The 21,742-nt window shown below is 37.2% G+C and carries 22 protein-coding genes and 1 other annotated feature; all 22 genes read right to left on the reverse strand.

All coding sequences use genetic code 11. From position 1 onward, the window contains the following. Nucleotides 1–5: 5 nt before the first annotated feature. Nucleotides 6–620, reverse strand: a complete 615-nt coding sequence (gene pyrE, locus ACLIBH_RS03355) for an orotate phosphoribosyltransferase (RefSeq protein ID WP_439315276.1) — start codon at nt 618–620, stop codon at nt 6–8. After that, entirely contained in the window at nt 610–1,317 is a 708-nt protein-coding gene (pyrF, locus tag ACLIBH_RS03360; RefSeq protein ID WP_439315277.1) for an orotidine-5'-phosphate decarboxylase, read from the reverse strand. The genes pyrE and pyrF overlap by 11 nt, the downstream gene beginning before the upstream one ends. Beyond that, nucleotides 1,289–2,227, reverse strand: a complete 939-nt coding sequence (locus ACLIBH_RS03365; RefSeq protein ID WP_439315388.1) for a dihydroorotate dehydrogenase — start codon at nt 2,225–2,227, stop codon at nt 1,289–1,291. The genes pyrF and ACLIBH_RS03365 overlap by 29 nt, the downstream gene beginning before the upstream one ends. After that, nucleotides 2,227–2,982 carry a dihydroorotate dehydrogenase electron transfer subunit gene (locus ACLIBH_RS03370; protein WP_439315278.1) on the reverse strand — a complete coding sequence of 252 codons (756 nt, stop codon included), beginning with the start codon at nt 2,980–2,982 and terminating at the stop codon, nt 2,227–2,229. The genes ACLIBH_RS03365 and ACLIBH_RS03370 overlap by 1 nt, the downstream gene beginning before the upstream one ends. 29 nt (nt 2,983–3,011) lie before the next feature. Further along, nucleotides 3,012–4,292 carry a dihydroorotase gene (locus ACLIBH_RS03375; RefSeq protein ID WP_439315279.1) on the reverse strand — a complete coding sequence of 427 codons (1,281 nt, stop codon included), beginning with the start codon at nt 4,290–4,292 and terminating at the stop codon, nt 3,012–3,014. After that, a complete protein-coding gene (locus ACLIBH_RS03380) occupies nt 4,246–5,175 on the reverse strand; it encodes an aspartate carbamoyltransferase catalytic subunit (RefSeq protein ID WP_439315280.1) in 930 nt (309 codons plus the stop codon). The genes ACLIBH_RS03375 and ACLIBH_RS03380 overlap by 47 nt, the downstream gene beginning before the upstream one ends. A gap of 140 nt (nt 5,176–5,315) precedes the next feature. After that, on the reverse strand, nt 5,316–5,852 hold the full coding sequence (gene pyrR / locus ACLIBH_RS03385; protein WP_439315281.1) for a bifunctional pyr operon transcriptional regulator/uracil phosphoribosyltransferase PyrR: 537 nt from the start codon (nt 5,850–5,852) through the stop codon (nt 5,316–5,318). Between the two features lie 224 nt (nt 5,853–6,076). Continuing rightward, on the reverse strand, nt 6,077–6,982 hold the full coding sequence (locus ACLIBH_RS03390; protein ID WP_439315282.1) for an RluA family pseudouridine synthase: 906 nt from the start codon (nt 6,980–6,982) through the stop codon (nt 6,077–6,079). Beyond that, nucleotides 6,979–7,449, reverse strand: a complete 471-nt coding sequence (gene lspA / locus ACLIBH_RS03395) for a signal peptidase II (protein WP_439315283.1) — start codon at nt 7,447–7,449, stop codon at nt 6,979–6,981. The genes ACLIBH_RS03390 and lspA overlap by 4 nt, the downstream gene beginning before the upstream one ends. Nucleotides 7,450–8,110: 661 nt before the next feature. Continuing rightward, a complete protein-coding gene (gene ileS / locus ACLIBH_RS03400; RefSeq protein WP_439315284.1) occupies nt 8,111–10,873 on the reverse strand; it encodes an isoleucine--tRNA ligase in 2,763 nt (920 codons plus the stop codon). A 72-nt stretch (nt 10,874–10,945) separates the two neighbouring features. Continuing rightward, nucleotides 10,946–11,157, reverse strand: a binding site (T-box leader). 101 nt (nt 11,158–11,258) lie between these two features. Further along, nucleotides 11,259–11,762, reverse strand: a complete 504-nt coding sequence (locus ACLIBH_RS03405; protein WP_439315285.1) for a DivIVA domain-containing protein — start codon at nt 11,760–11,762, stop codon at nt 11,259–11,261. A gap of 132 nt (nt 11,763–11,894) precedes the next feature. Further along, complete coding sequence (locus tag ACLIBH_RS03410) at nt 11,895–12,674, reverse strand: RNA-binding protein (protein ID WP_439315286.1); 780 nt, start codon at nt 12,672–12,674, stop codon at nt 11,895–11,897. Between the two features lie 10 nt (nt 12,675–12,684). Next, nucleotides 12,685–12,948: a YggT family protein gene (locus ACLIBH_RS03415; protein ID WP_439315287.1), complete on the reverse strand. Its 264-nt coding sequence runs from the start codon at nt 12,946–12,948 to the stop codon at nt 12,685–12,687. 6 nt (nt 12,949–12,954) lie between these two features. Continuing rightward, on the reverse strand, nt 12,955–13,380 hold the full coding sequence (locus ACLIBH_RS03420) for a cell division protein SepF (protein WP_439315288.1): 426 nt from the start codon (nt 13,378–13,380) through the stop codon (nt 12,955–12,957). Nucleotides 13,381–13,389: 9 nt separating this feature from the next. Further along, complete coding sequence (locus ACLIBH_RS03425; RefSeq protein ID WP_439315289.1) at nt 13,390–14,070, reverse strand: YggS family pyridoxal phosphate-dependent enzyme; 681 nt, start codon at nt 14,068–14,070, stop codon at nt 13,390–13,392. A 141-nt stretch (nt 14,071–14,211) separates the two neighbouring features. Continuing rightward, entirely contained in the window at nt 14,212–14,442 is a 231-nt protein-coding gene (locus ACLIBH_RS03430) for a YlmC/YmxH family sporulation protein (protein ID WP_439315290.1), read from the reverse strand. A gap of 333 nt (nt 14,443–14,775) precedes the next feature. Next, on the reverse strand, nt 14,776–15,558 hold the full coding sequence (sigG, locus tag ACLIBH_RS03435) for an RNA polymerase sporulation sigma factor SigG (RefSeq protein ID WP_439315291.1): 783 nt from the start codon (nt 15,556–15,558) through the stop codon (nt 14,776–14,778). A gap of 139 nt (nt 15,559–15,697) precedes the next feature. Beyond that, on the reverse strand, nt 15,698–16,417 hold the full coding sequence (gene sigE, locus ACLIBH_RS03440) for an RNA polymerase sporulation sigma factor SigE (RefSeq protein ID WP_439315292.1): 720 nt from the start codon (nt 16,415–16,417) through the stop codon (nt 15,698–15,700). Nucleotides 16,418–16,461: 44 nt separating this feature from the next. After that, nucleotides 16,462–17,370, reverse strand: coding sequence for a sigma-E processing peptidase SpoIIGA (spoIIGA, locus tag ACLIBH_RS03445; RefSeq protein ID WP_439315293.1), 909 nt, complete (start codon nt 17,368–17,370; stop codon nt 16,462–16,464). 739 nt (nt 17,371–18,109) lie between these two features. Then, entirely contained in the window at nt 18,110–19,237 is a 1,128-nt protein-coding gene (gene ftsZ / locus ACLIBH_RS03450; RefSeq protein WP_439315294.1) for a cell division protein FtsZ, read from the reverse strand. Nucleotides 19,238–19,347: 110 nt separating this feature from the next. Beyond that, a complete protein-coding gene (gene ftsA, locus ACLIBH_RS03455; protein ID WP_439315295.1) occupies nt 19,348–20,625 on the reverse strand; it encodes a cell division protein FtsA in 1,278 nt (425 codons plus the stop codon). A 133-nt stretch (nt 20,626–20,758) separates the two neighbouring features. Next, nucleotides 20,759–21,538 (reverse strand): cell division protein FtsQ/DivIB, encoded by a 780-nt coding sequence (locus tag ACLIBH_RS03460; RefSeq protein ID WP_439315296.1) that lies wholly within the window; start codon nt 21,536–21,538, stop codon nt 20,759–20,761. Between the last annotated feature and the right edge of the window lie 204 nt (nt 21,539–21,742).

Below are 21,742 nucleotides of genomic sequence, written 5' to 3' on the forward strand. Positions count from 1 at the left end.
ATCCGTTATATTTGGTCTCGCCATTGTAGCAATTCTTCCTTATCTTGCAGTGTAATTTCTTCATCGGCAACCAATGCATCAATAAGAAGCTCAAAAGTCGTAATCGTTTTAAAAGGTATGGTTTCTTGAGCAAAACGTCGAGTCGATTCAGCTAAGCCATATGTAAATATGGCCAATACACCAGTTACATGAAGTCCTTCATCCATAAGTACTTTTGCTGCTTCGATGGATGAACCACCAGTCGATATTAAATCCTCTATGACTAGTACATTTTGCCCTTTCTCTACCTTACCTTCAATCTGATTCCCTTTTCCGTGTCCCTTTGGCTTCGATCGGACATATACCATTGGTAAATTTAATTTATCTGCAACCCAAGCAGCATGTGGGATACCAGCAGTTGCACATCCTGCAATAACATCTGGTTGAATATCCATTGCTTTTATTTCTGCAATAAAAGCTTTAATCAGTTTATTTCGAACATCCGGATAAGACATCGTTAGTCGATTATCACAATATATAGGTGATTTAATACCAGAAGTCCACGTAAAATAGTTATTTGGTCTAATTTGGACTGCTTTTATTTCTAATAAATCTCTTGCTATTTCAACATTAAGCTTCATTTTCCCACTCCTTGACTGCTTGTTCGTATGCTTTGTAAGGGTCGTTCGCCTTCGTAATACTTCGACCGATAACAATTGCATCAGCACCGTTTTTACGCGCGAATGCTGGTGTAGCGATTCGCTTTTGATCATCCTGACTTGATGCTTGAAGCCGTATGCCTGGGCTAACAGTCATAAATGAAGCATTGCAAGCTGCTTTTATTATATTTGCTTCATGAACAGAACATACTACACCGTCTGCCCCGCTTTGCTCAGCAAGCTTGGCGAAGTGTTTTACACTATCCTCGAGACGATTAGAGAGCGATAATTCCTCGTGAACTGTCCGCTCATCCATTGAAGTTAAAATTGTAACAGCAATTAATTTCGTTTCATGGCTGCTCGTCCGATAATTTAAGCCTTCTTTCGCTCTTTTAATCATTTCACTTCCACCAAGTGCGTGCACATTTACAATGTCGACCTCGAGTTCAGCAAGGTTCCTCATTGAACGGTAGACAGTCGTTGGGATATCATGGAGTTTTAAATCAAGAAAAATAGGATGATTATTTTCTTTTAATTTCTCAATCACCCGGGTTCCTTCTTTATAAAATAATTCCATGCCAACTTTTACAGGGATCCCTTGTAATTCATACGTACTAATAAACTGATTGGTAGACCGCCAATCAGGAAAGTCAAGTGCAAGATAAATTGGATTCGTCATGTATATTTGCTCCTTCTGTTGTTGCTTCTCTAACGGAAGTAAAACCATATTTCTTTAATGTGTCGGGCAGTGCTTTAATAACTTCTTCACAAATAAATGGATTTTGAAAGTTTGCCGTACCGATAGCGATCGCATCCGCTCCGGCAAGCAAAAACTCCAAAACATCGTCCGCATTCGAAATCCCTCCCATACCGATAATGGGAAGCGATACATGTTGATTCACTTCATAGATCATCCGAATGGCGATCGGCTTAATTGCACTACCTGATAATCCACCCGTCTTATTCGCAAGCAACGGCTTTCTACTTGGTAAATGAATTTGCATACCCGTTAATGTATTTATCATTGATAAGCCATCTGCACCTGCAGCCTCGACAGCTTTAGCCACTCTTACAATATTCGATACATTTGGCGACAGCTTTACATACACCGGGTGTTTACTTATTCTTTTTACCTTTTCAGTAACATATGCTGCCAATTTTTCATCTGTCCCAAATTGGATACCACCTTCTTTAACATTTGGGCATGATATATTTAATTCCAATGCGTTAACGGCATCTGTTTCATTAAAAGCTTCTGTCACATATTCGTATTCTTCCAGTGTACTACCAGCAACATTTGCAATAATCGGTAAATCAAACTTGCTTAAAAATGAAATCTCCGTATTTATTATCTTTTTTACTCCCGGGTTTTGCAAGCCAATTGCATTCAACATTCCTGAGGAAGTTTCTGCCACCCGAGGGGTAGGATTTCCGAACCGTTCTTCGCCTGTTGCTGACTTCATAATAAGTGCTCCAAGCACACTTAAATTAAAAAATTCACTATATTCGCGACCAAAGCCAAAACAACCCGAGGCTGGCATTACTGGATTTTTCAAATGAAGGCCTGGTAGCTTTACAGAAAGGTCAATCATACAATCACCTCGCTTGCTGCAAACACCGGTCCATCTTTACATATCTTTTTATAACTAGAATAGTCTGAAGTTTGAATTACACAGGCAAAGCAAGCACCGATGCCACAGCCCATCCGCTCTTCAAAAGATAAATAGCCTGTTGTATTTTCTAGCTTGTTCGCTACCGCTTTTAACATTGGCAATGGGCCACATGAATAATAACGATCAATATGTCCTAGACGATCAATTTTAGTCGTAACTCTCCCGCGCTCACCATATGAACCATCATCCGTCATTACATATGTTTTTCCGAGTGCTTGAAATTGTTTTTCATAAAACACAGCTGATTTTGTTTGGAATCCGAGAATATTAATAATTGTTATATTTTGCTTCACCAATTCCTCCCCTAAGCAATACAGTGGAGGGACACCAACCCCTCCCCCGATTAGAAGAACAGTTGAATCGTTAATTTGTTCTATATTAAAGCCGTTGCCACAGGGACCTAGAGCATCAATATACGTTCCTTTTTTATAGGATGCTAATTCATGCGTACCTAATCCGCTCTTTTTAAATAATATTGTTATTGATTCGTTTCTTTGATCTATATGTGCAATCGATATTGGTCTTCGTAGCGTATGACTTTTCGTCAATATATGGATAAATTGCCCCGGACGCGCATGCTGACTAATGTAGCTATTTCGTAACTTCATTTCAACCGTATCCAAAGCGATTTCTGAGACAGCTATTATTTCAAGCATTTCTTTTTTCATCATTTATGCGAGCCCCTTTTCTAGATCATTCACTATTGGATCTCTTTAAAAACAATCTCACCTTCATAAATTGTCATGATTGGCATACCATTCACTCGTTGTTGATCAAAGGGCGTGTTTTTTCCTTTAGATAAAAATGTATGCTTATCAATTGTATATGCTTTATTCAAATCGATTAGCGTAATATCAGCAGAATACCCTTCTTCTAAACGTCCGTATGGAAGTTGAAACACGTGTGCTGGCTTTATTGTTAACCAATCAATTAGCTGGTGTAAAGTTACTATGCCTTCTTTTACTAATCCGGTATATAAAAGTGAAAAGGCCGTTTCCAATCCGACGATACCGAAAGGAGCATTTAAAAAACCTTTTGCTTTCTCTTTTTCAGCATGTGGTGCATGGTCAGTCGCAATAAAGTCAATCGTACCATCTAATAACCCTTCTATTAATGCAAGCTGGTCCGCTTCACTACGTAAGGGCGGATTCATTTTATAATTTGCGTCATCTTCTATAATTGATTTTTCATTTAACAATAAATGATGTGGTGTAACTTCAGCTGTTACATGGATGCCTGCATTTTTTGCATCTCTAATTATTCGAACAGATTCTTTTGTGCTTACATGACATACATGGTAATGGCAACCCGTCATTTCAGCTAGGAGGACATCACGAGCTATTTGTACGGATTCACAAGCAGATGGAATTCCAGGCAACCGTAATCGATCGCTTACTTCACCTTCATGTAAAACACCGTCATAAAGAATCGAGTTATCTTCACAATGAGCGACAATTGGCTTATTAACTGCTCGTGCTTCCTTCATTGCTTCGAGCATTGTATGTGCCGTTTGTATTCCGACACCGTCATCTGTAAAAGCAAAAATTGGGTAATCAACTATTTCTTTAAAATTTGTTAGTGCTTCCCCTGCTAAGTTTTTTGTAATAGAGGCATATGGTAAGACACGGATTACAGCGTTCTTTTCTATTTTGGTTAACAAACCTAATATATTTTCTTTTGAATCTGGAACTGGGCTTGTATTTGGCATAGCACATACCGTAGTATAGCCGCCTCGAGCTGCAGCCTCCGTCCCCGTGTTTATCGTTTCCTTATGCTCCCCGCCAGGCTCACGTAAGTGGATATGTACATCAATAAAACCTGGTGTTACTAAATTTCCTTTGCAATCAATAACTTGATCTACATTTTCAGCAGTAATTTCTGGCATTATTTGTTTTATTTTTTTATTTTCTATTAATACTTCACAACGTTCTATCTTATCTTGCGGCAACAACCGTTTTGCGTTTTTCAATAAAATTTTCATCGTTTAGCCCTCGCTCTTTTAGTAGTTTTGTTATAATTGCCATTCTAATCAACACACCGTTAGACATTTGCTGAAATATTCGAGACCGTTCACATTCGATTAACTCGGAGGCAATCTCTACGCCCCGATTAATTGGTGCAGGATGTAAAATAATCGCAGACTTTTTCATTCTTTTCTCCCTATCTAGTGTTAGTCCGAATGCTTGGTGATAATTTTCTACACTTGCAAATTGGTCATGCCGTTCATGTTGAATACGTAGAAGCATCATAACGTCGCATATCCCAACAGCTTCATCCATTGAAATATAAGGGAAATCAAGTGTTTTATCCATAAATGTAGGAGCTGCGCAAAAGTATACATTTGCTCCCATTCTTCTTAATGTTTGGGCATTGGAACGAGCTACTCGACTATGCTTAATATCTCCAGCTATTACGATATTAAGTTTGTTAAAATGGCCAAATTCTTGGTAAATTGTGTGCAAATCGAGCATGCATTGAGTAGGGTGTTCCTTCTTTCCAGCACCTGCGTTAATTACTGGGATATTGAGTGATGAACATATTTCTTCCGGCCAATCATCAAACTCATGCCGAATGACAAGTATATCCGAACCAATCGCTTCAAAGGTTTTTGCCGTATCATACAACGATTCTCCCTTTTTCATGCTCGATGTTTCAGAGTGAAAATCTAGTGACTCTATCCCGAGCTTACGTTGAGCAACGATAAAACTCATCTTCGTACGTGTACTTGGCTCAAAAAACAAATTCGCTGCAAACAACTGTTTTTGTGTCTTTAAATGGTCGTATTTGCGATAGTGTTCAGCTAAATCCAGGATATCCAGCACGTCTGTCGTTTGTAAATCGTTCACAGAAATAAAATGTTTCATCAAGCTCTCTCCCTTTATTGTATTTTTAAATACAAAAATGCCTCTTTGCAAAAGGTCGCAAAGAGGCATGCATGTATAACCACACGCTACTCGTACAACCTTTTAAATCTCTCTGGATTTAATTAAAGGTTTTTCATATTTTATTCATAAATACTAACTTCATCGTTTTGTTTATCAATTTCTTCTAATTTAACGACGATTATTTCCTGTTCTGCTGTCGGTATATTTTTCCCTACATAATCAGCCCGTATCGGTAATTCCCGATGCCCTCGATCAACTAGTACGGCTAATTGAATTTGTCCAGGTCTACCTAAATCAATAACCGCATCCATTGCTGCTCGGACCGTTCGACCAGTGTATAACACATCGTCTATTAAAACGATTGTTTTACCTGTAATATCTGTTTCAATATTTGTTTCTTTTAATTGTGGGTCGGTCGAAGCTTCCTCTAAATCATCTCGGTATAAAGTAATGTCAAGCTCTCCAATAGGAACATTCCTATTTTCAATCTGTTTGATTTTTTCCTGTAAACGCTTTGCAAGTGGAACACCTCTCGTTTTAATGCCTACTAAAACAAGGTTTTCTCCTCCTTTGTTGCGCTCAACAATTTCATGGGCTATCCTCGTTAAAGCTCGCATCATAGCAGATGGATCCATTACAGACGTTTTTTTATTCATCTTACTCCCCCTAAATCGGACAGTTAAATCCCGTTTATAAATAGACTTCATTCATATTCATAATTAATTATAAATTTTAGCATGTAAAAATCCCTTTTTCCTAGTGAGAAAAAGGGATTAGACAATTAACTTTATAATGTCATTATTACCTTATTAGTCTCACAGGACTAAATTAAAGGATTGCTATTTTGTTTGATTTATTATTTCAAAATTTGTTCCTTCTGTCAACTCATTTTTTCTAATCGATTAATTACTGTTGCAAATTCTTTCGGCTGATCTATTTCAAACGTCAACCACTCCGCTTTTGTCGGATGATAAAAGGCTAGTTTTTTGGCAAACAATGCTTGTCCCTGCAGGTCACTTTTTCGCGGCCCATACTTCGTATCCCCATAAAGTGGATGACCAATATAGTTCATGTGTACCCTAATCTGATGTGTTCTTCCAGTTTCCAAATTACAAATAATATGTGTGAAATCTTTGTATCGCGTTTTTACTTGAAAGTGAGTGATTGCTCGCCTTCCATTTTCCACAACACCCATTCGAAGTCTGTTTTTCGGATCTCTTGCAATCGGTGCTTCAATCAATCCCGAATCATGGTCAAGCACTCCATGAACAATTGCCTCGTATTCACGCTTAATATTTCTGTTAAGTAACTCATCTGTTAGAAATTGATGTGCTTCATTGGTTTTCGCAATTACGATCAAACCACTCGTATCTTTATCAATTCGATGCACAATTCCAGGTCGAAGCGGCCCAGCAAGCGTGGATAAGATCTTACAATGAAATAGCAACGCGTTTACTAGTGTGCCACTTGTCGTTTGTTCATTGGGGTGAACAACCATCCCTTTTGGCTTATTAACGACTAAGATGTGTTCATCTTCGTATACAATATCAAGAGGAATTTGTTCTGGTTCTATTTTTGTTTCTTCTTTTTCTAGTAATGACCACTGAATAACATCCCCACGTCCACATTTATAATTAGCTTTAACGACACGATCATTGACCTTAACGGATTGATTCGTAATTAAAGCTTGAACTTGTGATCTGGAAAGGTGCGAATTATTTGTTAATACTTTATCAAGACGTGTATTCTCCTCAGTTTCGGTTACAACATGTTCAAATTGTTTCATCGCTTTTCTTTCCCTTTCTGCTTTTCATCGAGCACGGTAGCGATAATTATTATGAATACACCAACTACAAGTGCAGCATCAGCAATGTTAAATATCGGATAGTCATACGTAAAAATAATAAAATCAAAGAAATCAACAACTTCTTTTCGAAATAAGCGATCAATAAAGTTTCCGATTGCACCACCGAGAATTAAACTTAATGCATATGCGAGCAACTTGTTCTCTCTCGCATGCTTTTCCATATAATATATTATGCCAATTACTACAATCGTAGTAATTATATAGAAAAATACCATTTGATCTTGTAAAATTCCCCAAGCGGCCCCTTTGTTCCGGTGAGATGTTAAATAAAAAAAGTTATCGATAATAGGGATTTGTTCATAAAGGTCCATCTTACTTACAACAATCCACTTCGTAATTTGATCGAACCCAATAACAAGTAATGCAATAATATAGTATAAAAGCATATATGTTCCTCCGATTTGACTAGACTACACGTACCTTATGCTTACAATTCATATGTACTATTCATAGACTAAAACTTTTTATGTAAAAGTGCAACTTTATTATGGACATTGATTGAGTCAAGTATTTGTGGGTGTTATTTTAAGAAGTTAAAAAACCTCTCTTTGTATTCGTTAATTTTAGTATTGATTCCTACCGTCCGCAGTAGATATACACTACGCTTTCCGCAGGCAACACCTCAACTAATTTTAAAAGGTTGCCCCAAAACTTTTAAAATGGATTTTCGGCTGTTGCTTTTCCTGCAGGAGTCTGCCTGGATCCGGATTCCACACAGACGAGTTGGTGTTGCTATGCAAATTAAACAACATTGAAGGGTGTGCAGAAGCCGAGGCCGTTCTCACGGAAAACCTGTCGGCTGTAGTCCAAGTCAGCGAAATCAGAGCACAAGCTGTAATGTTTAGTTCTACTTCATGATTAGGTATTCCTCAACTTAAATACATCACCAACGTCATTTGCAAAGAAACCGTTATAATAGGCGCTTCTATGAAATTAATTGAAATTAAATAAATAGGCAACGGAAAGTTCCTGCTAATAAGGGAAATTCCGATGCCTATTAGTACTAATTGTTAAAAGTCAAAAACAATCTATATTTATCGCACGTATTTACTCTGCATAGTGCGCATCGACAATTTCAGCACAACGTGTACAGAGCGCTTCATACTGTTCGTTTTCACCAACCGTATGCGAAGACATCCAGCAACGTTCACATTTCTCTCCAGTATGCTTTTCTACTACAGCATGAACGTACTTATACGTTTTCGCATTGTCACTCACTGTAGTTGAAACAACTGCTTCCGATACGATGAGCAATTGATGCACATTTGGAATCATTTCAAGTACAGCTTTTGTTTCTTCATCTTTTGCAGTTAGCGTAATTTTAGCTTCTAAAGATTTGCCGATTACTTTGTCGTTTCTAGCTTCTTCTAACGCTTTTAGGACGTCATCGCGTACATTCATAAAATGATTCCATTTAGCCTGATCATCTTGTCCAAATTGTTCAATTTCTCTTGGCTCTGGCATATCTGTAAGCTGTACGCTTTCCGCATCAACACCAGGTATATATTCCCACACTTCTTCTGCCGTATGCGGAATAATTGGTGTCAACAACTTCACAATACTTGTCAGAATTTCATAATAAGCCGTCTGTATACTCCGACGAAGTGGGCTATTCGCTTCCTCGATATACAAAATATCCTTCGCAAAATCAAGGTAAAACGAGCTAAGGTCAACCGCACAGAAATTATGAATTCGATGGAAAATAGACGAGAATTCATAGTGATCATAGTCTTCTTTTACATCGGTAACGAGGCTTTGTAAACGATATAACATATATCTATCCACAGGCTGTAGTTCTGCTTCTGCAACTGTATCCTTATTCGGATCAAAGTCGGCTAAATTGGCAAGTATAAAACGGAACGTATTTCGGATCTTCCGGTAGCTTTCAGAAACTTGTTTTAAAATTTCAGGCGATATACGAACATCAGCTTGATAATCAACTGAAGATACCCATAAACGGAGAATATCTGCCCCTAGTTGTTTAAGTACTTTGGAAGGAACCATAACGTTCCCAATTGACTTACTCATTTTTCGTCCTTCTCCATCTAAGACAAAACCATGGCTGACAATCGTTTTATATGGTGCTTTCCCTGTAACTGCGACAGCTGTTGATAAAGAGGAGTTAAACCACCCTCGATACTGGTCACTGCCCTCCAAATAAATATCTGCTGGGCGTACATGATCTTTTCGGTTCATCAATACTCCTTCATGTGATGAACCAGAATCAAACCATACGTCCATAATGTCCGTTTCTTTTGTAAAGATGCCATTTGGACTATGTTCGGATGTGAAGCCATCCGGTAACAGCTCATTCGCTTCCCATTCAAACCAAATATTTGATCCGTATTCTGCAAATAAGTTTGATACGTGCTGAATTGTTTCATCCGTAATAATCGGCGTCTGATCCTCACCATAAAATACTGGTATTGGAACGCCCCACGTCCGCTGACGGGAAATACACCAATCTTCTCGGTCACGAACCATGTTATATAAACGGGTTTCGCCCCAATGTGGATACCAATTTACTTTTTTAATCTCTTGTAAAATATCGTGTCTGAAGTCTTTAATGGAAGCGAACCATTGTGATGTTGCACGGAAAATCGTCGGTTTTTTCGTACGCCAATCATGTGGATACGAATGTGTAATAAACTTTAGCAATAGTAGTGCACCGACTTCATCTAGCTTTTCTGTAACTGCTTTATTCGCTTCGTCATAAAACATCCCTGTAAAGCCAGGTGCTTCCTTCGTAAAATACCCTCTTTCATCAATCGGACATAGTACATCGATATTGTATTGCTTCGCTACATAAAAATCATCTTCCCCGTGACCAGGTGCGGTATGCACACAACCAGTTCCAGCCTCTGTTGTTACATGGTCTCCTAGCATTACAATTGATTCTCTCTCGTAAAACGGATGCTTTGCAACAATTTTATCTGCTGCTTGACCTTTAAAGGTTTTAACGATAGTCGCCTCTTCCCAGCCAAATTCTTCCTCAAGTGGTTCTAATAGATCGTGAGCAACAACATATTTTTCATTGTTTACTGCAACGACTACGTATTCTAAATTTGGATGAAGACTGATACCTAAGTTAGCAGGAATTGTCCATGGTGTCGTTGTCCAAATAATAAACTTCTCTCCACCTTCAAGCAATCCTTTTCCATCAATCGTTTCAAATGCGACATAAATAGAAGGTGAGCGTTTATCTTTGTATTCAATCTCGGCTTCTGCTAATGCAGACTCAGAGGATGGAGACCAATAGACAGGCTTTAATCCTTTATAAATGTATCCTTTTTTCGCCATCTCTCCAAAAACTTTAATTTGTGCCGCTTCATATTCTTTCGTAAGAGTAATATACGGATTATCCCAATCGCCTCGCACACCGAGCTGTTTAAACTGCTCACGCTGATTATCAATTTGTTCCATCGCATAATCGGCACACATTTGGCGAAACTCTGCCACCGGTATTTGTTTTCGATTAATTTTTTTCTTTTTCGTTAGCGCCGTCTCAATTGGCAGACCGTGTGTGTCCCACCCCGGAATATATGGTGCATGATACCCAGCCATTGATTTATAGCGGGTAATAAAATCTTTTAATATTTTATTCAATGCATGCCCGATGTGGAGGTCACCATTCGCATACGGAGGCCCATCATGTAAAATAAACAACGGTCTATCTTTTGTTCTTTCTAAATTTTTCTCGTACAAATTTCTATCTTCCCAATCCTGTCTACGAATTGGTTCTTTATTTGGTAGGTTGCCCCGCATTGGGAATTCTGTTTTTGGCATGAGCAACGTGTCTTTATAATTCATTTATTTATCCTCCTTACAAACGTTTAATTAACAATTTTTTCATAAAAATAAAAAAGGCCTCAAAATCCCTGGAAAAGGGACGAGAAGACCCGCGGTACCACCCTCATAAATTTATAAATAAATCCACTTTATCATTCGTAACGTGAATGAATCGGCCGATTCTACTTAGTTTCAAATGGCTACTCCGGAATGATAAAATAAAAGGTATCTGTACCAGGCTTTCACCGCTCCCTGACTCGCTTAACAAGATCTATACTTTTATTCGTTCCCATCATCGTATTTATTAGCGTTAGGACGCCTATTAATCGTTTAAGCAATGTATATGAAATGAATTATATGTAAAATTCCAAACAACGTCAAGGCTCACGTTCCTATTAATGACGTATTACTCTACTTTTTCCGCATATTCTTGATTTTTTTCTAATTCCGCATCAAACAGCTCTTCCCAATCGTTCGTACCGACCATATCTAATTGGGCCTCAATTAGCATTTTTAAACGTGTTCTAAATACTTTTGCTTGTTTTTTCAATTCCTCTACATCCATAGAGATTCTTCTCGATTCACTTAACGCTTCGTTTATTATACGATCCGCATTTTTCTCTGCTTCTTTAATTATAAGCTTTGCTTCTTTACGTGCGTTCCCTTTTACTTCTTCCGCTGTTTCCTGAGCAATTACAATCGACTTATTTAACGTATTTTCAATAGTTGTAAAGTGGCCAACTTTTTCATTTAATTCTTTCACTTTCTCTTTTAATTCTCTTTTTTCTCTAATCGTTAACTCATAATCTTTAACTACTTGATCAAGAAAGTCGTTCACTTCATCTTCGTCGTAACCGCGAAAGCTGCGGGTAAACTCCTTATTATGAATATCCAGTGGTGATAACGGCACGTATGCCACCTCCTCATTAATCGGTCCATTTTATCCTATTATAATATAAAATTCGAATAACTCCACTAATTTCTGACAAAGTTCTTAGCGGTTCACTCTAGTGTTTAAAACGAAATCACGAAATTATTTCGGTTACATTTTCAATATAGCTGTCGTAATCCGCAGTTTTTCTTTCTTTGTCTGCCCATGAATTTGTTTTAGCTTACTTCGTCCTTTGCCTCGAACTGAAAGCAAATCTCCCTCCATTAACTGAAATGCGCTGTCCTCCACTACTTTATAATTTACTTTTACTGCTTTTTTTTGAATGTATTGAACAGCACTTTTCCTTGATAATCGATATATTTCCTTTAGTACGACGTCTAGACGTAAAGATGCTACGGTTTTAATAGATTCATCCCACTCCGGTTTCATTTCCAGCTGATTAGAGAATGCTATTTGCTTCAATTGAATGGAAGCATTTTTAATTCGTGTTAAATGAGCAACGACGTAAGTTGCAATCTCTGCCGCAACAACAATTTGAATCCGGTCTTCTGTAACGATAATATCTCCAAGCTTTTTGCGGTCAATTCCTAAAGATAGAAAAGCCCCCAAAACATGTCGATGTGTAATCTCATTAAATTTCCTTTGATATGTGGCTTGTAGTAGCGCCAATTGATAATCTGTGCTGGTTATTTCTTCGTAAAATGGTGCAATGACGGATCGTTTTCTTTCCGTATCTCCTGTCCCACCAAAGAAAGCAAATTGAACATCCGCATTTGCTGTGCCGACTATACTTTTTAAAATGTGTTGTTCACGTGGATCCAAAAAATCCGTTAAATGACTGCAATATGTTTGTTCTACTGTTTCTTTCCATGATAACACTTTATCGATAAAAGAATGCTCATCCGCTCTAAAATGCTGATAAATACTCATTGTTATTCATTCATCCAATCATTTGAAATAAAGCGAGCAGGCCACTTCGTGCTAAATATAATACAAAAATCGCAACAATAGGGGAAATGTCAATCATCCCGATAGGCGGTATGAATTTTCTAAATTGCTCTAAATACGGTTCACACATTCCACCTAAAAAATTGCCAAATGAAGATTCCCTAGCGCCCGGAAACCAGGACATTAATATATAAATAAGTAAAGCATAACTATAAATAACTAAAGCAAGATCTAAAATACTGTATAATTGCCACATAATCGACTACCATCCTTTATCAAATTCATCCGACTCCACTGGCGAATCGGTTATCGAACCCGTTACATCCACATTATCGGGCGTACATAAAAACGTTTCAGGGCCTAGCTTTTGAATATCACCTTTCACCGCATAAACGGTCCCGCTAAGGAAATCAACAATTCGTTTTGCTTGCATATGGTCAACACGTTGCAAATTAATTACAACCGCACGTCGATTAACTATATTATCTGCTATTTCTTGTGCTTCATTGTATGATCTCGGTTCACAAAGTACTACTCTTGATGTCGGCTGCTGGATTTTAGATAAATTTACTACATTTTTTCCATCTTGCTTATCTTGTAAACCTTCGTGGGGATATTCCGTATCTTCAACATATTCATACGTCTCATCAACTGTAAAAAAATTTTTAAACTTATTTTTAATGCTCATACGATCACCTCACGTTTCATTTGTTCCAACTAGTTTGGAACCGATACGAATATGAGTTGCACCTTCTTCAATTGCTAGCTCATAATCATTACTCATTCCCATTGAAAGATACGCACAAGGGGCATGAGCCAATTGTTCTCGTTGGATGCTGTCTCGTAATTCAGCTAAATCTCTAAAAACTTTTCTTAATAATGCTTCATCTGTTACATGGGGAGCCATCGTCATCAACCCAACAACACGAACCTTTTCATACGATTCCAGCTGCTTAATAAAAGGTAGCGTTTCCTCTGGGGATAACCCATGCTTTGATTCTTCTCCGCTTACATTTACTTGTATAAAACATTCAATTGGGCTATTTGCACGCTTGTCAATTTGTTTAGCAACAGATAATCGATCCAGTGAATGAATTACATTTATCTTATCAATAACGTCCTTCACCTTTCGAGATTGCAATGTACCGATAAAATGCCAGGTAGCCTCGTTATCTATACTATTATATTTTCTTGTCAATTCTTCTGCTCGATTTTCACCGATATTTGTAATTCCGGCACGGATAGCTTCTTCTGTTCGTTCTATTGTAACATATTTTGTTACACCTATTATCGTTATTTCTTCACGCTTTCTATTTACTTTTTCACATGCTCGTTCTATATTTTCTTCGATTGTTTTTAAGTTCGATCGTACATCCATTGCGTCGTATCTCTCCTGTTCAAATATTGTCCAATAATATTGTATATATTTAATAATTAATTGAGAAAATAATTGCTTCTACATTATTCTACCATATTTTCTGTTTTCTTCATTCATTCTGTAAGAAATTAAGACGGATTATTACTCATTAACAAGAATAACATCTGAACCGATCGTTGTAATTTGTTCCCAATACACCATTCGCTCTTCGACTTTTTTGAACATTGTCCCTTTTGCTCCACGATCTGCAACAATGAGCGCAATAATAAAGCCACGGTCAGGGTCAATTTCCAAATCATGAATAAATCCGAGGCGCTTTCCACTATTCACTACAATAATTTCTTTTAATTGTAATTGCGATAGTTTAATCATTCCGTTTCACCACCTTATTATCCATTTATATGCAAGTATCCATATATTTTTCATTTTTATAGAAGGTCTTTTTTTATTATTATCGTAGTTTGAGTTAATTGTCATTGTTGATTTCAGTAATTAATCCGATCTTGAATGCAAAAAAAGCCAGATAATCCAGTTTCTAAGAACTGAACTGTCTGACTTTGCTGTTTTATATCGTTGATCGCTCAAAGTCTTACATGACAATTTATACTTTCCAATGCAGCGTCCGTATTCTCGGAATAAAACTACTTCCTGTACTATTTCAGAATACAGCAGGAGTTGGCCATTTAGTTTTAGTCGAGTACGTTTTTATTGAAACATGTCACTATTCATCTGTTCGATTGCGGCCTTTTCAAGTCTCGATACTTGTGCTTGCGAAATTCCAATTTCCTCTGCAACCTCCATTTGTGTCTTTCCTTGAAAAAATCGTTTATCCAATATCATCTTTTCTCTATCTCCGAGTAAATGCATGCCTTCCTTAAGTGAGAGCTTATCATCCCATAACTCTTCAGAATTCTTTGTGTCACTAATTTGATCCATCACATAAATAGGGTCGCCCCCATCATTATAAATTGGCTCGAACAGAGAAACAGGATCTTGAATTGCGTCCATTGCAAATATAATATCAGAATGTGGCACACCCATTTCCTCGGCAATCTCCATAGGGGTCGGCTCTTCTTGTGTTTTACTAATAAGTCTTTCTCTAATCTGAAGAGCTTTATATGCTGTGTCCCGTAGAGAACGAGACACCCGAATCGGATTGTTATCACGTAAGTATCTTCTAATTTCGCCGATAATCATTGGAACAGCATATGTCGAAAAACGAACATTATGGCTTAAATCAAAATTATCAATTGACTTCATGAGCCCAATACATCCAACTTGAAATAAATCATCTACATATTCACCACGATTATTAAATCGTTTAATCACACTTAATACGAGCCGTAAATTGCCATTTACAAGCTTTTCTCTTGCTGATAAGTCTCCTTCTGATTGCATCTTAGCAAATAACTTTCTCATTTCTTCGTTTTTTAATACTGGTAGCTTTGATGTATCAACACCACATATCTCAACCTTATGTCTTAGCATTCTCTTTTACCTCCCAGTTGGTGATGCTGTATGAGGACAGTATCTCCTCCTGAGAGATTTTTTATGCAAGCTTAAAAAGTAAAAAAATGGTTGAAATATTTTGCCTTTAAGAGAAATGCACGTACATCGACGCTTCTACCTACACCATCTTATTAAATTCTTTTTTCAGTCGGCGAATTATTTTTTTTTCTAATCGAGAAATATATGACTGCGATATCCCTAACATATCTGCTACATCTTTTTGTGTTTTTTCCTCCTTGCCTATTAAACCAAATCGGAGCTCCATTATTTGTTTTTCACGATCATTTAGTTGGGATAAAGCATTTGTTAGTAATTGTTTATCTACTTTTGTTTCAAGATTTTTCGTAATAATGTCAATCTCAGTTCCTAAAACGTCTGATAAGAGTAACTCATTTCCATCCCAATCAACATTCAGCGGCTCATCAAAAGATACTTCGGATCGAAGTTTGTTATTTCTTCTTAAATACATGAGTATTTCATTTTCAATACAACGTGAGGCATACGTTGCCAGCTTTATATTTCTCTCCGGATTAAATGTGTTAATTGCTTTTATAAGACCAATTGTTCCGATACTAATTAAATCTTCAATATTAATACCTGTATTTTCAAATTTACGAGCAATATATACAACTAGACGCAAATTGCGTTCAATTAATATCGCACGTGCCGATTGATCTCCTTTTGGTAATAATTGTAATAGCTTTTTCTCTTCGTCCTTTTCCAGGGGAGGAGGTAATGCTGTCTTCCCTCCAATATAATAAATTTCATCCGTTTTAATTTTTAATTTAATTAAAAGTTTATACCAAGCTAAGCGTAAACGTAATTTCATTCCGGTCAACAGTCATCGCTCCTTCTAACTTTATTTTAGTTGTATGTACTTCATCATGCAGCCAGTTTAATTATTTGCGGTTGCAATAAACAGTGATAGCTATCATCGTGTGTCAACTGAGCAAATTGTATACCAATTAAACAATGCTTTGTCGTTATTGCCTTTTCACCGTATTCAATAATTAATTTGTCTGGCTTTAGTGCGAGTAAAAACTGGCTGCTACCATCAACACCTTGGTATGGAACAAAATGTAAATCATTTTCCCATTTGCCAGGAACGTGTGAGAAATCAAACGATTGAAATGCCAGTTCTAAAAGCTTCCATTCCTGTTCGGTAAACCAGTGCAACAGAAATGACTTATCACAAACAATAACAGGCTTTTTCGTTAATGGATCTACTAGCTGGTTGCCACTATCAATATAGCCTGTCGTTGTATAACTGTTCCCTTTCATTTGTATTGTGACCGGATATAATTGATCATATCGAATCTTTTCGACCGCGTGCTTGTCCATACGGTTCTTTGTAAATAACCAAACAAATGGGAAACCAATAATTACAAGAAACCAACTGACCGGATCCCCATAACCACCATGAAATGTTAGAAATCCATTTCCAGATCGTTGAAAGGTATCTTGAAGTAAAAAATGTATACCGAATAATCCACCCCCTATAGAAAATGAAATAAAATAAAAAAGAAACAATAATTTAATCACTTGATACAAAGAAACGAAAGGAAACGTACAAAATATAATAACAATCGAATATAAAACTTTCCCAAAAAAGGTTGTAAAAAAAGATGCTGGAAAATATATCGAGATTGGCACGAGTAATGACGCGACAAAGGCACCGAAAAGAACTCTGACCTTTTTCGTATGAACTTTTGCTAATGCCTGAGTTAGCAGCAAGAGTAGCAAATCAATTAAAAAGTTCAATAGCCAGACTACGTCCAGATATATTGCCACGATGCTCTTCCTCTCTTCACTAGCATTAATTCGTACTAGGCTAGTTCAATTATATGAAGTATAGCTGAGCCATCGAGCAAAGTCTGTCATATCCTGTATGCAGAACGAGACTATTTTCAACTATTTTTCGGCAAGTTTGTCGGTGTATGCTTTCCCAAATCGTCATGGAGTTTATCGGCTTTTTCATTTCGTACTTACTTCAACTAATTATTTTATCTAAAAGATGGGAGTGATCGTGTTAACGATCATAGGCAAGCGTTTTGAAAGAAAAAACAGCGGAGTTGTCGTTTACTTAAGCGTTTTTCTAGTTCTAAAAAATATAGTTCTTTGTCAAATGACGTTGGTGATGTATTTTAGGTCGAGGAATACCTACTAATGAAGTAGAACGAAAATATCAGCTTGCGTCCTGATTTCGCTAACTTGCACTACAGCCAACAGGATTTAAACCGGCACGACCTCAGCTTCTGTAGCTCCTCTATCCGATTCGCTACAGTGATCTTCGGGCGCGTGCTATTTCCGTAGGAGTCCGTCGACTTTCGCTCCAGTCCGCTTAAAGAGGGCTAACAGCCTTATTGCACACTTCCCTACCAAAAAGTAATATGATTTTTCTTCACGAACACTATTTATTGTAGAGCCAAAAAAAAAAGAAAAAGTGACACCAATCAGTAAAATTATTTGATCGGTATCATCTTTTCTTTTTTGGTATAGCAACATTACAGTAATATTTCCCCTTACCTACTTATCGACGGTTGCGATTGCGGTTTCTAAGGAAAGTAGGTATGTCTAAAGTATCTTCATGATTTGCTGAACTAGAATCATTTCCATCTACTTGTTCAGGTTCATTCGCTTTTGTAGCCGCATGCTGATGCGTCATTGTTACAGGTCGTTTCGCTTTATTTTGATTCATATGTTTTGTTTCGTCAAAGCCAGTAGCGATAACGGTAACAATAATTTCTTCTTTTAAATTTTCATTTATAACGGAACCAAAAATAACATTCACTTCATCGTCTGCAGCAGATGTTACTAAATCAGCCGCTTCCTGTACTTCATATAAGCTTAAGTTTGTCCCGCCAGAAATATTCATTAAGATCCCATGAGCGCCATCTATTGATGTTTCTAATAATGGAGATGAAATAGCCTTTTTAGCTGCCTCTGTCGCCCTATTTTCACCAGTAGCTACACCAATACCCATTAATGCTGACCCTTTATCATACATAATCGTTTTAACGTCAGCAAAATCCACGTTAATTAGCCCTGGCTTTGCAATTAAGTCAGATATTCCTTGAACACCTTGACGAAGAACGTTATCTGCTTCTCTGAATGCTTCAAGCATAGGGGTGTTTTTGTCCACAATTTCCAATAAGCGATCGTTTGGTATAACAATCAAAGTATCAACGTTGCTTTTTAACGTTTCGATTCCGGTAATCGCTTGGGTAGAACGTCTTCTTCCTTCAAAAGAGAAAGGTCGTGTAACTACACCAACTGTTAAAGCACCAAGTTCCTTAGCCACTTGAGCAATCACTGGAGCAGCGCCCGTTCCAGTTCCGCCCCCCATGCCAGCTGTAACGAAAATCATATCAGCGCCTTGTAATGCTTCTTCGATTTGCTCTTTACTTTCTTCAGCTGCTTTTTTACCAACTTCAGGGTTTGCACCCGCACCTAGTCCTCGGGTAAGCTTGCCACCTATTTGTAGCTTCACTTCAGCTTTAGATAAGTTTAATGCTTGTGAGTCGGTATTTACCGCAATAAATTCTACACCTTCAACACCATGTTCGATCATACGATTAACCGCATTATTTCCGCCGCCACCAACTCCAATTACTTTAATTGTGGCCAATTGATCCATATTTGTATCAAAATCTAACATAATTTGTTCCTCCTAATATGTAAAATCACAGGATTTCAAAAAGCAGTTAATATGCGTCGCTCGAGAAACATTGATTGTTCTATGTTTCTACTACTGAATAAAACTATTGATTAATCAAAGAAATACTTAAATAGGTTCGCCATCCCTGACTCTTTCTTTTCCTTTTTACCCTCTGCATGATTACGCTGCTTTTTTGGTCGTTTTGCTGGTTGATCAGGCGTAGACATAATTACAGAAGGAAACAATTCTTTTCCTTGTATTTTCGCATTACGGTAAGCAAATTGCAAGGTTCCAACACCAACTGTAAATTGTGGTTCCCTTACACCGATATAATCTGGAATCGCAATTCGAGCATTCGCTCTAAATACATCTTGTGCAAGATCTAATACACCTGGCATTTTCATTGTTCCACCCGTTAAAACATATCCCCCTGGTACATCTTGGTATCCCATTTTACGAATTTCTCTCATTGCATAGGCATATATTTCTTCCAGGCGTGCTTCAATCATATCTGAAATTTCTAATTGATTGTACGTTTGCTTCGTATTACTGCCGATGATAAACGCTTCAAAAGTTTCCGATTCTTGCGCAGTATCGTAAAAGGCATGTCCATAGTTTTTCTTTATATCTTCCGCTTCTTCAGTAGACGTACGAAGTCCGATAGAAATATCCTTTGTAATATTATCTCCACCAAGTGGCACCATACTTGTAGAAACTAGATGGTCATGCTCAAATACAGAAACTGTCGTACATCCTCCACCGATATCTACTAAAGCGACACCTAAGTTTTTTTCATCCTTGGACAGTGCAACGGTCCCAGCAGCTAGTGGCTGTAAGCAAATATCCAATACTTCTAGATGCGCCCGTTCCACACATTTTAAAATATTATGTAAAAATGTTTTAGAGCACGTTATTATCGTTCCTTCCATTTCTAAACGAACACCAATCATTCCACGCGGATCATTAATTTCGTCTAAACCGTCCACAATAAACTGTTTAGGAATTACATCAATAATTTCACGTTCTGGTGGGATTGATATTACTTGTGCACCATCAATGACTCTTGCAATATCCTCGTCACCGATCTCTCTATTTTCACTTTGTACTGCAACAACCCCGTGACACGGCTGGAGCTGAATATGATTTCCATTTATACCAACAACAACACGCTCAATTTGCATTCCTACCATATGCTCTGCTTGCTCAATCGCATTTCGTATCGATTGGACGGTTTCATCAATATCAACAATGGCACCTTTTTTCATTCCACTAGATTTAGCTGTCCCCACACCGATAATATTCAAGGAGTCATTTAATACTTCTCCAATAATAACTTTAATTTCTGCTGTACCTATATCAAGGCTTACTAATATTTCACTTTGATTCATGTCGAGGCACCTCCTAATATCCGTTCATATTCTATCAGGTCAAATCGTTTTTTAATATATTAAACTACGCGTTGATCTATTTGTGATCAAATGGATGTAGATTAATTAATGTAAAATTAGTTTGTATTTTCAATCATGAATCATCTTGTTCTGCTTCCTCTTTGTTACTTTCATTCGTCTTTTCAAAGTAAGAACCTACACCGATATGTATTATACCCTTTTCTTGTGGATTAAGCTGGGAAACAATAGAAGGATATGCTTTCATTTTTTCAGAAAATCCTCTTATCGTACCATTTACGGTATAGCCATCATTCATATATAAAATAATTTTATACTTATTTTTTTCTGTCGGTTGCCAAGATACTTCTGAAATCAAATGTAAAATACTATCTGGCAATTGTTGGAGCTCCTTCGCCATCTTTGTTAAAAATCCTGCATCGTTAAAGTTCGACATTAATGGCGCATCACCAACAACCGAAGCATTAATCGTTGTTAACTTTTCGCCGTTTTCCAACACCGGATGATACACCCCTTTTTGCTCGATGTATCCTATAAGATCATGCTCTTTTAGATGGATTTCTACAGTCCAAGGCAGCTTTCGTACAACCTCCACTTGATCAACAACTGGATTCTTTTTAATTGTTTCACCAATGCCTGTCCGATCGATTGCCCAAATATTTGTCCGCGTAGATAGTTCACTTAAAGCGATAACTTCGTCTTCCTTTAAAAATGCATTACCTTTTACTTCTATTTGTTTTATATGGCTTAATGGTGATTGTAAATAAACAATAATGGAAATTAAAATGAAAAATATAGAGAGATAAAATATTAATCGCCGATTTGCTTTCTTTTTTCTAGCCTGTTTCAGCTTTGGGATTCGATCTTCAATGGAAACGACGTTTTTCTTTTTCATTTTTATTGCTTCCTTCTATTTATTTATCAGAAATGATTTTGTATACTAGTACACATTGCACCATCCACATTTACTGTTTTGACAAATATACGCGTACGTTTATTTAGGATGTTTCCTATTTTAGTATAATCATTTTAAATTGACTAAAAAATAAACGGTATCATTTGGATATACCGTTTCTTTTAATATATGAATTATAGCATA

It is taken from the genome of Virgibacillus sp. W0430, assembly GCF_051846935.1.
Taxonomy (GTDB): domain Bacteria; phylum Bacillota; class Bacilli; order Bacillales; family Amphibacillaceae; genus JBPYCR01.